Source organism: Dysgonomonas termitidis (assembly GCF_042654545.1).
Lineage (GTDB): Bacteria > Bacteroidota > Bacteroidia > Bacteroidales > Dysgonomonadaceae > Dysgonomonas > Dysgonomonas termitidis.
The window spans coordinates 137,045-154,438 of the sequence record NZ_JBHSGN010000117.1; the positions used below are offsets into that span (position 1 = coordinate 137,045).

13 protein-coding genes are annotated in these 17,394 nt (G+C 40.7%); 10 read left to right on the top strand and 3 right to left on the bottom strand.

Annotated features, from left to right (window positions below):
- The first annotated feature begins 12 nt into the window (after positions 1–12).
- The 3 genes from ACFO6W_RS19305 (at position 13) to ACFO6W_RS19315 (ending at position 5,719) form a co-directional block, all read left to right on the top strand.
- A complete protein-coding gene (locus tag ACFO6W_RS19305) occupies positions 13–2,817 on the top strand; it encodes a M16 family metallopeptidase (protein ID WP_379999456.1) in 2,805 nt (934 codons plus the stop codon).
- Positions 2,818–3,626: 809 nt separating this feature from the next.
- Positions 3,627–4,085: a deoxycytidylate deaminase gene (locus ACFO6W_RS19310; protein ID WP_379999458.1), complete on the top strand. Its 459-nt coding sequence runs from the start codon at positions 3,627–3,629 to the stop codon at positions 4,083–4,085.
- Positions 4,082–5,719: a S41 family peptidase gene (locus ACFO6W_RS19315; RefSeq protein ID WP_379999459.1), complete on the top strand. Its 1,638-nt coding sequence runs from the start codon at positions 4,082–4,084 to the stop codon at positions 5,717–5,719. The genes ACFO6W_RS19310 and ACFO6W_RS19315 overlap by 4 nt, the downstream gene beginning before the upstream one ends.
- A gap of 50 nt (positions 5,720–5,769) precedes the next feature.
- Here the strand turns inward: ACFO6W_RS19315 and ACFO6W_RS19320 are convergent, their stop codons facing one another.
- Positions 5,770–6,972, bottom strand: coding sequence for a glycosyltransferase family 87 protein (locus ACFO6W_RS19320; RefSeq protein WP_379999460.1), 1,203 nt, complete (start codon positions 6,970–6,972; stop codon positions 5,770–5,772).
- A 148-nt stretch (positions 6,973–7,120) separates the two neighbouring features.
- Between ACFO6W_RS19320 and ACFO6W_RS19325 the strand changes: the two genes are divergently transcribed.
- From ACFO6W_RS19325 to ACFO6W_RS19355, 7 genes are all read left to right on the top strand, one after another.
- Positions 7,121–7,678 carry a 5-formyltetrahydrofolate cyclo-ligase gene (locus ACFO6W_RS19325; RefSeq protein WP_379999462.1) on the top strand — a complete coding sequence of 186 codons (558 nt, stop codon included), beginning with the start codon at positions 7,121–7,123 and terminating at the stop codon, positions 7,676–7,678.
- A 96-nt stretch (positions 7,679–7,774) separates the two neighbouring features.
- Complete coding sequence (locus ACFO6W_RS19330) at positions 7,775–8,914, top strand: hypothetical protein (protein WP_379999464.1); 1,140 nt, start codon at positions 7,775–7,777, stop codon at positions 8,912–8,914.
- Between the two features lie 91 nt (positions 8,915–9,005).
- Positions 9,006–10,859, top strand: coding sequence for a DNA topoisomerase IV subunit B (locus tag ACFO6W_RS19335; protein WP_379999466.1), 1,854 nt, complete (start codon positions 9,006–9,008; stop codon positions 10,857–10,859).
- Positions 10,860–10,869: 10 nt separating this feature from the next.
- Positions 10,870–11,730 (top strand): formyltetrahydrofolate deformylase, encoded by an 861-nt coding sequence (purU, locus tag ACFO6W_RS19340; protein WP_379999469.1) that lies wholly within the window; start codon positions 10,870–10,872, stop codon positions 11,728–11,730.
- 139 nt (positions 11,731–11,869) lie between these two features.
- Positions 11,870–13,417, top strand: a complete 1,548-nt coding sequence (locus tag ACFO6W_RS19345) for a peptide MFS transporter (protein ID WP_379999471.1) — start codon at positions 11,870–11,872, stop codon at positions 13,415–13,417.
- A gap of 367 nt (positions 13,418–13,784) precedes the next feature.
- Positions 13,785–14,291 (top strand): peroxiredoxin family protein, encoded by a 507-nt coding sequence (locus tag ACFO6W_RS19350; RefSeq protein WP_379999473.1) that lies wholly within the window; start codon positions 13,785–13,787, stop codon positions 14,289–14,291.
- A 115-nt stretch (positions 14,292–14,406) separates the two neighbouring features.
- Positions 14,407–15,039, top strand: coding sequence for an EcsC family protein (locus ACFO6W_RS19355; RefSeq protein ID WP_379999475.1), 633 nt, complete (start codon positions 14,407–14,409; stop codon positions 15,037–15,039).
- Between the two features lie 10 nt (positions 15,040–15,049).
- On the opposite strand, the gene ACFO6W_RS19360 is transcribed toward ACFO6W_RS19355, so the two are convergent.
- Both ACFO6W_RS19360 and ACFO6W_RS19365 read right to left on the bottom strand, forming a co-directional pair.
- Positions 15,050–16,465, bottom strand: coding sequence for a sulfatase family protein (locus tag ACFO6W_RS19360; protein ID WP_379999477.1), 1,416 nt, complete (start codon positions 16,463–16,465; stop codon positions 15,050–15,052).
- Positions 16,466–16,496: 31 nt separating this feature from the next.
- Positions 16,497–17,282 carry a cysteine hydrolase family protein gene (locus tag ACFO6W_RS19365; RefSeq protein ID WP_379999479.1) on the bottom strand — a complete coding sequence of 262 codons (786 nt, stop codon included), beginning with the start codon at positions 17,280–17,282 and terminating at the stop codon, positions 16,497–16,499.
- Positions 17,283–17,394: the final 112 nt, after the last annotated feature.

Below are 17,394 nucleotides of genomic sequence, written 5' to 3' on the forward strand. Positions count from 1 at the left end.
AAACATTTAAGTATGAGGAAATCAATTATTTTATTTGCTTTTGTAGTTATAACCGGGCTGATAAAAGCGCAAATGCCTCAGCCATTACCGATAGATCCGCAGGTAAGATTCGGCACGCTCGAAAATGGTCTGACATATTATATCAGGCATAATGCATATCCGGAGAAAAGAGCTGATTTCTATATCGCTCAAAAAGTAGGTTCAATGCAGGAAGAGGATAATCAGGCAGGGCTTGCTCACTTTCTGGAGCATATGGCTTTTAATGGTTCAAAAAACTTTCCGGGCAAAAAAACAATCCTTAATTACCTGGAAAGTATCGGTGTGAAGTTCGGTGCAAACGTAAATGCTTATACATCTTTTGACGAAACCGTATATAATCTGTCGGATGTACCGGTTGTGCGTCAGACGGTCATTGACTCTTGTCTGTTGGTATTACACGACTGGTCGAGCTTTATTGCCCTCAAAGACGAGCAGATTGACGAAGAACGTCTGGTTATTAAAGAAGAATGGCGTACACGCAGCGGGGCGCAGTCGCGTATTTGGGACAAGCAGCTTCCTGTTATATTCAAAGACAGTAAATATGCCGACCGCATGCCAATAGGAAAGATGGAGATAGTGGAAAACTTCCCGTATCAGACACTAAAAGATTATTACCATAAGTGGTACAGACCGGACCTACAGGCTATCATTGTGGTAGGGGATATAGACGTAGATGCGATAGAAGCACAGATAAAAACTATGTTTGCCGATATACCTAAACCTGTCAGCCCTGCCGAAAGGGTATATTTCCCTGTACCGGACAATGAAGAACCCATTGTATCGGTAATAACGGACCCGGAAGCCGTGCAAACTGTTGTCAGCCTGTATATAAAGCATGATATTCTGCCCGAAAATCTGAAGAAAACACAAGCTGAACTTATGTCCGGCATTGTTAAGAATCTGGCATCCAGTATGCTATCCGACAGATTAAACGAAATATCTCAGAAAGCTGATGCACCATTCGCAGCATCATATGCCTACGATGGTAATTTCTTCGTCTCAAAGACCAAAGACGCATGGACAACAATGGCTTTGAGTAAAGAAGGGAAAGTAGACGAAACTTTGGCCAGTATGGTAAGGGAGAACGAACGTATCCGCAAATTCGGGTTCACCGAAGCCGAAGTAGAAAGAGCCAAAGCTACCCTCCTGCAAAGATATGAGGATATGTATAATAATAGGAGTAAAGAGTTGAACAGAAGGTATGTGCAGGAATATGTGCGCAGCTTTTCCGACAATGAAGGTATTCCGGGAATAGAATATGAATACAACTTCCTGAAACAGATAGCCCCGATGCTTGATGCCAAAATGATCAATGCAATGTCGCAGGGACTTATCAACAACAAGAATATTATCATTACCGTTACCGGACCAGAGAAAGAAGGGCTGGTATATCCGACAACGGATGAATTACTGAATGTTTTCAGGACTGTAGAAGCCGAAAACATTACTCCGTATGCGGAAACAGTATCCAATGAACCGCTTATCGCGCAATTGCCACAGGCAGGTAAAGTAGTTAGTACAACAAAAGACGATAAGCTGGGTGCTACAGTCTGGACGTTATCCAATGGCATTAAAGTCGTTCTTAAAAAGACCGACTACAAGGATGATGAGATCATCATGGCTTCGCATGGTTATGGCGGTACATCCATCATAGCCGATGCCGATATAGATAATGCAAACATGGCATCTATGGTGCCATATGTGGGTGGTATCGGAAATTTCAGTTCTACAGACCTGAAAAAAGTATTAGCCGGAAAGTCGGCAAATGTAAATGCCAATATATCAAGCTGGACACAGGGGATGAATGGTTCATCAAATATCAAAAACGTAGAGACCTTGTTGCAGCTTACATATCTGTACTTCACCGCGCCTCGTAAAGATGAGGGCGCATACACGACATTGATGGACGCGATAAAGAACCAGCTGAAGAATCTGGCTTCCGAACCGTCATATGTAATGAGCCTGCGTACTATTGCTGCCCGATACGGCGACAATCCGCGTATGAAGGAAATGACCCTGGAAGATGCGGAAAAATTGAATTACGACCGTATCATTGAAATATACAAAGAAATATTTGCCAATCCGGGCTCATTCACTTTCACATTTGTGGGAACTATAGATGAAGCTACTTTAAAACCACTGGTAGAACAATATCTGGCCTCTCTGCCGTCCGGCAATAAAGATGCTAAATACAAGGATGTAAAAGCGGATATACGCAAAGGTAAGTTTGAAGATATATTCGAGCAGGAAATGAAAACGCCTAAAACCTCTGTATTCGAATTGTATAGCGGGACATTGAAACGTGACCAGAAAACTCAAATAGCGCTTTCCGCATTGAAGCAAATTCTGGACATTGTATATATGCGTACCATCAGGGACGAAGCCGGTGGCACATATGGTGTGGGTGTGGGTTCGGATATTAACCGCATACCTGAGGGACAAGCCAGATTAGTAATGACATTCGACACTGATCCTGAAAGAGCTTCATCGATAGCTCCTATTGTTGACCGTGAAGTGAAAAACATAGCAGAAAAAGGACCTGAAGATGCCGACTTCCAGAAAGTGAAAGAATATATGGTGAAAAAATTCCAGGAAGATGAAAAGCAAAACGGCTACTGGGTGGGTACCCTGAGTGCATATCATTTCTATGGAGAGGATAATTATTCCGATTATTTGTCAATAGTAAATGCATTGACTAAAGATGATATCAAGGCTGTAACAAAACAACTGATATCGCAGGGTAACTTTATTGAAGTAATAATGAATCCTAAGAAATAACCTGTTTCATTATAATTTATACGGTAAAAAAGCTGCCTGGATTTATTTCAGGCAGCTTTTTAATTTATTAAAAAGATTTGGATTTGCTGCATCACAACCTTTTTGTCAGATAATGTGTCGTGTTTGTTTATCACCCGTTCTTATGCTAATTGCCACGAATTTAACCGAACCTGTTTTGACGCCGGAAGCCGGCGACTGGACACTTTCGCAAATATCAAATTCCGGAGAGAACAGGGGAAATACTCTGTAAGAGCAGCATATAAATTTTTGTCATGTACTTAGCAAAAAAATATTTTTTTCGAAAAAGTTTATCTATATATGAAGCCGATAGCCTTTAGCTGATAGTTCTTTGAAGTGTTGAAGAAGCCCCCTAAGTCCCCCTTGGGGGACTTACAGAGAGGGAAAAAAGGAACAGATAAAAAATAGTGGGAAAAGTGTAACTTTTGTAACTTTTTTGATATAGTTACGAGTTTGCCTCGCCTTTGCTTCGGCGAATGTTATTTCTGCGCCCTTTGAGCAGTTACAAGTTACAAGTTACGAGTAGACAAGATACGAGATACGAGTTGTTAACTGATAACTGTTTACTGTTTACTGATATATCTGTTACCTTTTGCGTCTTTGCATGAGAATACTGTTTACTGTTCACAGAAAAGTGTCAGGTTTTAACATAGTGCAGTTAATAAAAGTGAATATTTGACCGGTGGTTATAAGGGCCGATTTTCGTGCGTTTATTCAGATAAAAAACACGCTTATAATAACATATCGTGAACTTTTCATTATCTTTGTGCTTCGAAAAAGAGGTGAAGTATATGACTAAAAATAAGCAACAGCTGCTGGATGAACGTTATATGAGAATGGCAGCTATCTGGGCTGAAAATTCATACTGTGTACGCAGGAAAGTAGGGGCGTTAATTGTTAAGGATAAAATGATTATATCGGATGGATATAATGGTACTCCGGCAGGTTTTGAAAATATCTGCGAAGATGAGAACAATGAGACCAAACCGTACGTTTTACATGCCGAGGCCAATGCCATAACAAAAGTAGCATGCTCGCACAATAGTAGCATGGACGCAACAATGTATGTAACAACATCTCCCTGTATCGAATGTGCAAAATTGATTATCCAGGCAGGTATCAAAAGGGTTGTTTACAACCAGAGATACAGGCGTAGCGATGGCGCGGCTTTGTTGGAGCGTGCCGGGATCGAAGTTGTGCTTATCGAGATGGATGAAACTGAAAATAAAATAGAGTTAGAAAATAAATGAAAAGTAATAAAAAGATATACATTTGGCTGCCTTTGTGCATTGCATTGAGTATCGCTGTAGGAATTCTTATCGGAAATATATTTTCCGTATTTACCCCTGTACGGAAAATATTCGGAGGTAGCAACAAACTGGAGACTATATTTGAATATGTGAATAAGTCGTATGTAGACACAGTCAATGTAAATGAACTGGTTGAAGATGCCATTCCTACGATTCTGGCCGGGTTAGACCCTCACTCTGTGTATATTTCGGCAGAGAATATGGCGTATAACGGTGATGAACTGGAAGGCCATTTCAGTGGAGTGGGAGTGGAGTTCCTTATCAAGAACGATACGGTAAATATTGTAAACGTTATACCCGGAGGACCTTCTGAAGCAGTAGGGATTATCCCCGGCGACAGGCTGGTATATGTGAACGACAGTCTCTTTGTCGGGAAAGGGCTTAGCGAAGAGAGAGTTTTCAAAACATTGCGGGGAAAGAAAGATACCAAAGTAAAAATAAAAATAAAAAGGGATACAAGTCCCGACCTGATCGAATTTGAGGTTACACGCGCGGATGTACCTGTGAAAACAGTTCCGGTATCATATATGATAGACGATAAGATAGGCTATATCAAAGTTACGAAATTTGGAAGCACTACTTATAATGAGTTTATCACAGCTATAGCAAAACTGAAAAGTCAGGGTTGCGAATCATTCATCATAGACCTCCAACAGAATACGGGTGGTTATATGGGCGCGGCAATAATGATGACGAATGAGTTCCTTGCAAACGGTAATATGATTGTCTATACCGAAGGCCGTGCGTATCCCCGCGAAAATGTATTTGCCGATGGTTCGGGTACATGTAAAGATAATCAGTTGATCGTGCTTATAGACGAAGGAAGTGCTTCTGCCAGTGAAATTTTTGCGGGAGCGATGCAGGATAACGACAGGGGCTTGATTGTAGGACGTCGTTCGTTCGGAAAAGGTCTTGTGCAAAACCGGTTTATGTTCAAAGACGGTTCGGCTTTACAATTAACCATTGCCCGCTACCATACACCTTCGGGAAGATGTATCCAAAAAGCATATAAGAAAGGTGACCGTACCGATTATGATATGGATATACTAAACCGTTATAATAGGGGTGAATTTTCTAACAGAGATAGCATAAAACTGGATAATCTTCCTTTGTTCCACACTTTGGCGGGACGTCCTGTATATGGTGATGACGGTATCCTGGCCGATGTGTTTGTCCCCCGCGACACCACAGGGATAAACTCTTATTACCTGAAAGTGGCTAATAGCGGAATGATGCGTGAATACTCTTTCGTTTACTCAGCGAAGAACAGGGAAAAGTTGAAAGGTTATAAAACATGGCAGGAGGCTCATAAATATCTCGCTACACAACCGGTTGTCGATTATCTGGTTGAGTATGCGTATGGTAAAGGAATACGCCGCCAGCCATACCTGATCGAAGAATCGAGAAGGCTCCTGCAGGCACAGATGGAAGCGATTATCCTGCGGAACATTTTCGGGGAAGATGCATACTATCCGGTAGCCCAGAGAGACGACCTGATAATGAAAGAGGCCGTTAAACTGCTGAAAGCAAATAAAGCGACACCCGAAGCTATAAAGAGCGAACAGTATAAATAGGATAATATAAGAAAGGAGCATGAGTTATAAACTCATGCTCCTTTATGGGTTCACCGTTCTTCTGCTTTATTTGCCGGCAGATAGTGGCCTGATAATTCTTTTCCGGATGCCTTGCGGAATGTTGTAAGCTGATAAACCAGTATCAGCCATACCAGCAGGCTTGGGAATGCTTTGAGTGAATATGGCCTTATGACCTCTCTCCTTATAAAAGCCGGGATTAGATCCGAATTTGCGAAAAGAGTAAGAAATAAGGTGAATACAAATAAAATGAGCAGGTATTTATTCAAAGGCTTCTTTTGTATAAGGAACCATATAGCAACCCCGGTCACGGCTATGATGTAAGTGCTGTTTTCGGAGCCGGTGCTGAATAAGACGATAAAGATAAGTGTCGATGCTAAAAGGCCATATTGATAAACCGGGTTTCGGTATTCCTTTACCGGTATATATTGCAGGGCAAAGAGAATGACGGCAGGAATAAGAATGATCAGATTTGAGAACGTTAACCCCAAAACTTTTTGTATCAGGCCTATTGCTGATATATTTTGATAGACCGAACCCGTATTCAATGTATTCTTCAACATCAGCGATTCGTACCAGTCCGCATAGCTTTGTACGATAAACTGGGGAGAAGATATTACCATTGGCAATATGAAGAAAATAATGCCCCACAGAAACAAGTAACCGATAAACTTTGGCTTATGTTTTGAAAAAAAGAAGAATGCCAGCCCTGCAATGCCGTATAACTTTATAAATAGACCGAGCATAATAAAGCAGGCTGCCCAAAAGTCTTTTTCTGACTTGATGCAGATGAAAGCCCCGATTATCAATGCAGCTATAAGTGTATTTGTCTGGCTGTTGGTCGCATTCAGATATACTTCGAGCATGGCAATCCAATAGATGATAACTTTGCCTTTCCACGACATCGGAAGTTTATAGATCGCTACCAGTAGAGTAGCGGCAATTACCATTTCCCATAAAGGTATTCCCAAAAAATCAGGCAGCACGGCAAAAGGTGCTATTATAATACTGAACAGCGGCCCGTAGTGATTCGAGTCAAAATACTGGTCCGGGTATTCGGTATACAGGTTTACCTGCTCTATCGTATGGTAGAATACATATTTGAATATCTGATAGTTATTGGCCTTGTTCAGATGACTCAGTCCTGCCAGCAGAGCAGCCCCGATCCATAAGGCGAATATCAGACGTTTATCATAGAAAATCGGTTTCTGAAAGAATTTGACAATGGCATGCATAACAATTGCGTCTTGTTTTTTTAGGGTAATTTTTATTTTCAGCTTCAAAAATAGGATAATATTACCGAAGAAATGTATTTTTGTCTGATATTTCTATATCAGGCTGAATTATGGTACGTTATTTGTCAGCCTCAATAGTTAAAAAAAAATGAGCAATATACAACAAGCGAAAGATAAATTACGAAAAGAGATTTCTGCACTTAAAAAGAAATTTACTTCTGATGAATTATATAATCGTTCACAGGAAGTATTATCTGTCCTTGAATTGACAGGGATATTTCAGGAATCCAAAACGATATTTATATATAATAGCCTTGATGATGAAGTGCAGACTTTCGATTTTATTCGCAAATGGAGCGCCGGCAAAGATTTTTACCTTCCGGTGATTGAAAAAGACGAAATGGTTTTCAGAAGATGCACGACCAATACATGTTTCCAGCAATCGGCTTTCGGTATCATGGAGCCTGTAGGGGATAATTATACGGATTATAAGAAAGTTGATCTGATAATAATTCCTGGAGTGGCATTTGATCGGAAAATGAATCGGATGGGAAGAGGGAAAGCTTATTATGACCGCTTTTTACCTAAATTGAAAGCTCCCAGGCTCGGTATATGCTTCGAATTTCAGCTGTTCGATGGAATACCTGCAGATAAAAATGATGTAAAGATGGATTACATTGTATCAGAAAATGAGTTGATTTGGTAAGGAGTCAGTTAACAGAAGCTAATTCATAATTCATAAATTATGACTCGTCATTTAAAATATTATCTTTACGCCCAAAATAGAACCAGAAATTGAAGTATGTCTATAGTAGTTAGAGAAGTAAGTGAGAATGATAAGGCTTTAAAGAAGGCCTTTGTGAAATTCCCGATAAAATTATATAAAGATTGTCCGTATTATGTGCCCTCGCTGATACTGGACGAGTTGGACACCCTGGATATAAAGAAAAACCCTGCATTTGATTTTTGCGAGATGCAGATGTTCCTGGCTTATGAGGAGAATCAGATTGTAGGCAGGATTGCAGCGATCATTAACCATAAGGCCAATGAAGTATGGAACGAAAAACATGCACGTTTCAGCTTTGTTGATTTTATAGATGATAATGAGGTGGTAGATGCTTTATTCGCCGCAGCGATAAAATGGGTAAAAGATAAGGGTATGGACGCCATAGTAGGGCCTATGGGTTTTACGGATCTCGATCCTGAAGGTATGCTTATAAAAGGGTTTGATCAGGTGAGTACTATGGCCACTAAATATAGTTACCCGTATTATGTGACACAACTGGAGCGATTGGGCTTCGGGAAAGAAGCCGACTGGAATGAATATCGGATTCCTGTGCCTGATGCAGTGCCTGAAAGGCATCAACGCATCGCCAATATGGTAGCCACCCGCTATGGCCTGAAAGTTTTGAAGTTTAAGAATTTGAAGCAGATTGCACCATATGTAGACAGGCTGTTCAAATTGATGAACGAAGCCTATAAGCCTCTTTATGGTTTTGCACCTTTAACCCAGAAGCAGATAGATCATTATGTGAAAATGTATGTACCTCTTTTACGATGGGATATCGTATCTATCATTATAAAAGAAGAAACGGATGAAGTTGTAGGCTTTGGTATCGGAATGCCAAGTTTATCCCGGGGGCTGATTAAGTCGCGTGGAAAACTATTCCCTTTCGGATGGTATCACCTGTTGAAAGATCTGAAGAGCAAAAAGAATCCGGTTATAGACCTACTATTGATAGGTATTGCACCTGAATATCAGGGGAAAGGGGTAAACGCGATTATATTTAATGACTTTATACCATCGGCATACAAATGTGGTTTTCAGTTCGCCGAATCCAATCCCGAACTGGAAATGAATAATAAAGTGGCATCATTATGGGACGGCTTTAATGCAGAGAATCATAAGATGCGCCGGGCTTATATAAAACATCTGAATTGAGGATGAGGGGTGTCACTTTAACTTTTTCTTCCGAAGAATTTTTTATAATTTTACGCTGCGTTTTTCATTACTAGAGATTTTTAAAAAGTTTATGGAAGAAGAGAAGATCGAATTACCCGAAGTTAATTATTCCGATGATGATATAAAAACCCTCGATTGGCAGGAGCATATCCGTCGCCGTCCGGGGATGTATATTGGTAAGTTGGGCGACGGCTCATCGGCCGATGATGGTGTCTATGTACTTCTGAAGGAAGTGTTGGATAACTCTATTGATGAATACATGATGGGCTATGGCAAGACTATCGATGTCGCTATCGAAGAAGGTGTTGTCAGAGTGCGTGACCACGGACGTGGAGTCCCATTGGGTAAAGTGAAAGATGTATCATCGAAAATGAATACCGGAGCCAAATATGACTCTAAGGCTTTTAAAAAGTCGGTAGGACTGAATGGGGTAGGTATAAAAGCTGTAAATGCCCTTTCTTCATTTTTCCGTATTCAGAGCTTTCGCGATGGACAAACTACTTTTGTAGAATATAGTAAAGCGATTGTTACTGATGAAGATAAGGTGCACAGCACTACGGAAGAGAACGGTACATTGATAGAGTTTATCCCGGATAATACGATTTTTACGAGTTATAGCTTCAGGGACGATTATGTGGAAAGTCTTCTCAAAAACTATGTATTCCTCAACACCGGACTTACGATTATTTATAATGGTAAGAAATTCTTCTCCAAAAACGGGCTTGTAGATCTCCTGAACGAGAATATGACCTCCGAAGCCCTGTATCCGATCATTCACCTGAAAGATGAAGATATAGAAGTCGTTATTACGCATACCGACCAGTACGGGGAAGAATATTATTCGTTTGTGAACGGACAACATACCACACAGGGAGGGACGCATCAGTCTGCGTTTCGTGAATCATTATCCCGTGTAGTCAAAGAATACTATAATAAAAATTTCGATTATGCTGATATCCGTAGCGGTATTGTGGCAGCTATCAGTATAAAGGTTGAAGAACCCGTATTCGAATCCCAGACCAAAACGAAGCTGGGATCAAAAGATATGGGACCGGGGGGGCCTTCTGTACAGAAATTTATCGGGGACTTCCTCAAAAAGGAGTTGGATAACTATCTGCATAAACATACCGATGTATCGGAGACGTTACTTAAAAAGATCCTTGACTCGGAGAAAGAACGTAAGGCTATCGCAGGAGTAACGAAGCTAGCCCGTGAACGTGCAAAAAAAGCCAATCTGCATAATAAGAAATTGCGCGACTGCCGCATTCATTATAACGATACCAAGGGTGATAATCTGGATGAAACCAGTATTTTTATTACCGAAGGGGATTCCGCCAGCGGTTCTATCACAAAGAGCCGTAATCCGAATCTGCAAGCGGTATTCAGCCTTCGTGGAAAGCCATTGAACAGTTTCGGGTTGACAAAGAAGATTGTATATGAGAATGAAGAATTCAACCTGTTGCAAGCAGCTTTGAATATCGAAGACGGATTGGACGGGCTACGCTACAATAAGATAATAGTTGCTACCGATGCTGATACGGATGGTATGCACATCCGTTTGCTGATACTGACTTTCTTTTTGCAATTCTTTCCGGATTTGATAAAGAAGAATCATGTATATATATTGCAAACACCGCTTTTCCGCGTTCGCAACAAGAAAGAGACATTCTATTGCTATACCGAGGAAGAACGAATTGCTGCCATCAGTAAGTTGGGTGCAAATCCTGAAATAACCCGCTTTAAAGGTCTGGGTGAAATATCACCGGACGAATTTGTGCATTTCATAGGAAAAGATATGCGCCTCGACCGGGTGACAATGAAGAAAGAAGATTTAGTGAATAATATGCTCAATTTCTACATGGGTAAGAATACCCCTGAGAGACAAGAGTTTATTATTGATAATCTGGTGATAGAAGAAGACTAAATAAATTAAAATGAACAACGCCCACGCAATTATACTTATATCTTCACCCGACCAGCCGGGGCTGGTAGCTGCCGTTACCGATTTTATCAATGTGAATGGAGGTAATATCATCAATCTGGAACAACATGTGGATAAGCAGGAGAATACGTTCTTTATGCGTATCGAATGGGATTTAACCAATTTTATTATTCCCCGTGAGAAGATCAGCGATTACTTCCAGACGATGTATGCTAAGAAGTACGATATGACATTCCGGCTCTATTTCAACGACTATACGCCACGTATGGCCGTTTTTGTTTCTAAGATGTCACATTGCCTGTTCGATATACTGGCTCGCTACACAGCAGGAGAATGGAATGTGGAGATTCCCCTTATCATAAGTAATCACGAAGATATGCGGTGGGTTGCCGAACGCTTCGGTATTGAATACCATGTATTAAAGCTCAACAAGGATAATAAGGATGAAATAGAAGCTCAACAGCTGGCTTTGTTAAAAGATAAGGAAATCGATTTTATTGTTCTTGCACGTTATATGCAGATATTGACGGATAAATTCATCGAAACATATCCTAATAAGATAATTAATATCCACCATTCTTTCCTTCCCGCTTTTGTGGGAGCAAAGCCTTATCATGCGGCATATGAGAGAGGTGTGAAAATTATCGGCGCTACAAGCCACTATGTAACAGCCGAGCTTGATGCAGGGCCGATCATAGAACAGGATATTACCCGCATTACGCATCGCGATAGTGTGGAGAACCTGGTGCGTAAAGGGCAGGATCTGGAGAAGATAGTATTATCCCATGCTATCGAATATCATCTTACTAGAAGAGTATTGGTATATAAGAACAAAACTATCTTATTTGCATAAAAAATGCCGTTAGCAGGGTTTTATGTTCTTTAATATGTTTGGATAAAACGATTATCTGGTATGTTTTCTTACTTTTGTAAAGTTTAATACCATAGGAAGGAATGAAATAACTTATAATATTAATCTTAAATATAATTTTATGTTTAAAAATCATCCTAAAGGTTTATTAGCGGCCTCATTGTCAAATATGGGAGAGCGTTTCGGCTTCTATATAATGATGGCTATTCTGTCCCTCTTCTTAATGTCAAAATTTGGTTTGGATAAATCAAATGCAGGTATTATTTACTCTGTATTTTACTTTTCTATTTATGCTTTGGCTCTTGTCGGGGGTCTTATTGCAGATAAAACGAAGAAATATAAAGGTACAATTCAAGTAGGTATTATATTAATGGCCGTAGGGTATTTACTTATAGCGATTCCGACCCCTACCCCGGTTCCTAATTTAGCTTTATATCTAACTCTTACTTGTTTTGGCCTATTTGTTATCGCCTTTGGGAATGGTTTATTTAAAGGTAATTTGCAGGCCCTGGTGGGTCAAATGTATGATAATGAAGAGTATGGAAAAATGCGTGACTCCGGTTTCTCATTGTTTTATATGTTTATTAATATAGGTGCTATTTTTGCACCGCTTATTGCAGTAGGTATCAGAAACTGGTGGCTTAAAACAAACGGTTTTGTATATAATTCCGATCTTCCGGCTCTTTGTCACCAGCAAATCGGTGGAACTCTTACAGGTGAAGCCGCTGAACGTTTTACAAAGTTAGCTCCCGAAGTTAGTCTGAATGGTGCCCCTGCTGATCTGACTTTGTTTGCCAATGAATATCTTGGTGTATTTAATACAGGATTCCATTATGCCTTCGGTATAGCAATCTTTGCCATGCTGATCTCTCTTACTATTTATACTATAAATAAGAAGCGTTTTCCAGATCCGGCATTGAAGAAAGCTGTAAAGAAAGATCACTCAGCAATACAAGAAGCGCCTGCTATGGATGCGAACGAAGTGAAACAGCGCTTATACGCTTTATTTGCTGTATTTGCTGTTGTGATTTTCTTCTGGTTTTCATTCCATCAAAACGGATTAACTTTAACATTCTTTGCAAACGATTACACCGATTTGAGTAGTATGAAGCTTGATCTGTTTGGTTTAGTTACATTGGAAGGCGCAGAACTATTTCAGTCATTTAATCCGCTGTTTGTTGTTTTATTAACGCCGATAATTCTGGCTGTATTTGGCTGGTTACGGGCAAAAGGCAAAGAGCCTTCGGCTCCTAAAAAAATTGCCATTGGTATGGGTATTGCAGCTTTGGCCTATGTTGTAATGTCTTTGGGTTCCTTAGGTTTGCCATCAGCTAATGAAGTAAAAGCAGTGGGTGGATTAGCGGATTCTGCTCGTGTAACACCATTCTTATTGATAGGAACTTATCTGATATTGACAATAGCGGAATTATTTATCAGTCCTCTGGGGATATCATTTGTGTCTAAAGTGGCACCTCCACAATATCAAGGAATTATGCAAGGATGCTGGCTTGGTGCTACGGCATTAGGTAATCAATTGTTGTTTATTGGTGCTATTCTGTATGAAAATATTCCTATTTGGGCCACATGGTGTGTATTTGTTGCAGCATGTTGTATATCAATGTTTACAATGCTCTTTATGTTGAAATGGCTTGAGCGCATTACAAAGTAAATAATATATAAATATTAAAAATAAACCCCGGTTTCTGCTATGAAACCGGGGTTTATTTATCTCCAGATACTAATTTAAAGTATGTTGCAAATACAAAAAGAAGAGCAAAAGATCACGTTTCAATACATTGATTATCAAATATATAAACTATTTGGAGGCATTGTAAAAATTGCAACTATTAATAATTAGCTTGAACAGATTATTCACATTTCGCTAAATTGTATTATCTTTGACCCCGAAATACAGGATTATAAATTATCTAAGCGTAGATAATTGATTCTGTTCCCAAAAGTTGGGAGGGTCTTTTTCCCTTTTCTGTGAAGGAAGTGAGGGATAAAGACTTTAGTGGTAACCTAATGATTATTTTATGAAGTATTTGAAGTACTTCTTGATTGCGGGTGTAACTTTTATCAGTTTATCATCCAACATATCAAGAACTTCTAGTCTTTCGGAAGGTATTTATCCGGGAAACCTGTTGCCTGATATTAAAAATTTGGTAAATGAATCAGGAACAAAAATTAATTTGTCTGACCTTAGGGGTCAAAAAGTATTGGTAAACTTCTGGGCGGCTTACGACGCCTATTCGCACAAGGACAATGTGTTGCTGTCTCATATTATCGAGAATAAGCGGTATCCGGTGCAGATGGTTTCAGTTTCTTTTGACAAGAGCGAGTCAGTGTATGAGAGGACATTGGTCATGGATAAAATTGATACCAAGTATCAGTTTCTGGCCAAAGGGGAAGTTTCCTCCGGGCTGTATGATCGCTATCAGTTGGAACGAGGGTTTAAGAATTACCTGATTGATGAAAACGGGGTAATCGTGGCAATGAACCTTACGCCTAACGATCTGGGCAGACTGTTGAATGAGAATTAAATTATTTTACTTTTTATTAAAGCGTTTCATTTCCTGAAAATGAGACGCTTTATTCTTTTTGTCTAACTTGGCATAGTTATTGTTCTGGTAAATAAAATATTAGGGATTTAGAATAATGACTGACAACAAACAAAATATAAAGCCAAACAAAGGGCTAATGGCCAAAACGCTCGACTGGGCATATTCAAAAGCTGTAGTCGGCCTGACGGGTGTCGATTCAGCCTATGATCTGGGCAATAGCTATCTCCATCAGGATGGTACACTGAGCCAGCAAGTAGACTCGCTAATCAAATGGCAGGTAGCCAAGGCTGCTACAAGTGGTTTCGTCACCGGGCTTGGCGGCGTTATGATTATGCCCCTGACTGTTCCTGCAAATATTGCCAGCGTGATTTATGTACAAATACGCATGATCGCAGCTATAGCCTATATGGGTGGGCACGATATCAGAGACGATAGAGTCAAATCCCTAGTCTATATTTGCATGGTAGGCAATGGAGCAAAGGAACTACTGAAAGATGTAAGTATCAAGGCCAGTGAAAAACTGATAACCAGAACCATCGAAAAAGTCAGTGCCAAGCTGGCAGCAAAAGCAGGCGAAAAAGGAGTAACCTCCATAGGGAAAGCCGTACCTGTAGTCGGCGGTGTGGTTGGCGGCTCATATGATGCCATATCCACAAGGATCGTGGGCAAAGTAGCCAAAAAGATTTTTATCGACAGTTTCGACGGAAATATCCCAGCCAAAGAGTAGAACGAAAAGCTTATTTATTCACCCTGCCTATTGGCCTGCGGTTTGCTCCTTTCATATTCGTGAGATTATCGCCGATATCTTCTCTTGTTGTCATAGCTGCTTTTTCCAGCCTGTCGGCTATTTCGGGATATTCGTTTATAATATTATAGCTTTCACCCGCATCGCGGCGCAGATCGTACAATTGTGGTTCTTTCAATTCAAAATCTTCTTTCACTTCTCCCGGTTTTCCGTCATTACCCGGGGGAAACAGGCTGTATGTCCTGTGCTTGTGCGGAAATATAAGTTTATAAGTCCCGTCGGTTACGGCTTCCAGATCGTTTACCCTGTAATAATAGAAGAAATATTGGTGAGGAATCATTTCCATATCACCTTTCATCAGGGGCAGCAGGCTGACCCCGTCGATCTTGTTCTGTGACAGCGGCGCATTGCTTATATCTGCCAATGTGGGTAGTATGTCTATATTGGACGCCATCCTGTTACATACTGTCCCCGCTTCTATTTTGCCTTTCCAGTATGCGATGAAGGGAACACGGTTTCCACCCTCGAAGGTAGTTCCTTTTGCTTCTCTCAGTCCGCCGGTCGAACCAGCATGATTGCCGTAATTTATCCACGGCCCATTATCGGATGTGAGTATGACCAGTGTATTTTCTTCGAGGTTCAGGTCTTTCAGCGTTTGCAATACCTGACCTACACTCCAGTCCAGTTCCATCATTACGTCTCCGTAAAGCCCCTGTTCGCTTTTACCCTTAAACTTGCCGGATACCGCCAGCGGTACATGGGGCATGGAATGTGCCAGATAGATAAAGAAGGGTACATCCTTATTCTTTCGTATGAAGTTGATGGTGCGGTCTGTATAGTCAGTCGTAAATTTCGACTGGTCTGTATTATATCCTATAATCTTATTGTTCTCGATGGTCGGCAAATCCGGAAAGTTGAACCATATGCCGTTTTGAGGATGATACGGCCACATATCGTTCGAATAAGGTAGTCCGTAGTATTCGTCAAATCCGTTTTGAAGCGGGAGAAAAGGTTCGAGATGCCCTAAATGCCATTTACCGTAAACGGCTGTGGCATAATTCTTCTTTTTCAGCACTTCGGCAATCGTTTCTTCTCCGGCATCTATTCCTGTTTTGGAGTCCGGGCCCGGTGCCCCGGAAAATCCGATTCTGTTTGGATAACATCCTGTAAGCAACGCGGCACGTGACGCCCCACTGACAGGCTGGGCCGCAAGAAAATGCGTAAATTGCATTCCTTCTGCCGCCATTTTGTCAATGTTGGGAGTCCTGTATCCCAGTGCGCCTTTATAAGAAAAGTCCCCATATCCGACATCATCCAGATTTATAACGATAAAATTAGTGTGTACCTGCGCCTGTACGGGAATAAATGCGCACCCTGACAGTACGGATAAAATCAGTTTGTTTTTCATGGTATATGTTATGTATAAATATCAGTTGGTTTCAGAATTTATAGTTCACGGCTGTTTCGAAGCGGACTCCCATTCTTTTGGCTTTATCGAATATCGCTTTTGCGCTCTCATTCTCAGGATTGATCCAGGACATGCAATCCGTGAGAACCACAGTCTTCTTTGCCAATCCGCTACAGGTATCGAGTATGTCATTAAGAGAATTGGCGACGCAATAATCAGCGGCTTCCCCTATAAGCAATACTTCATCATATGAGTTCAGAATAGACAGTAATCTGCTATTCAATTGCGTTTTAGGTTGGAAATCCCATTCTACAGCCGCTCTGAAGATACTATAATGCTCTGTCGATTGCGAATAACCCTTATAGAATAGTTCATACGACTTATTATTATTCACGGCCCATTCAGTAAGGCTGTCGGTAATAGTTTTGTCTATAGACCAGCCGTTTGTTCCTAATATACAGTGCATAGGCCATATTGTACACACTTCGCCTTTGGTTTCAAGCTGTTCCAGATATGGAATGGCTAATTCCTTGTTATATTGCGCCTGCCATAATCCCGACTTAACATCCGCAGCGCTGATAATGGAGAACAATGGCGGGTGGTTCCCTCCCTTATCTTTCCAATAGATCTGATGCGCAATATGTATAGGCTGATGTGAGTCAAGCGTAAGGGCTATATAATCTATTTCAGTCTGGTTTTTCCGGATAAAGTCTGCGATACGGGCTACGTCTATATCGGCATCCTTCACAAACAGGGAACCTGCAGGAGTGGTGAAGTCGTTTTGCAGGTCTATGGCTAAGATGGCTGTTCTTTTCATTGCTTAAGTATTACATTCTGATGCAAATATAAGTAAAAAAGCAACCCCTAAAGGCAGGAGTGGTCGGAAGAAATATCTTCCGACTATTTTTTTATATAATCATTTGATATTA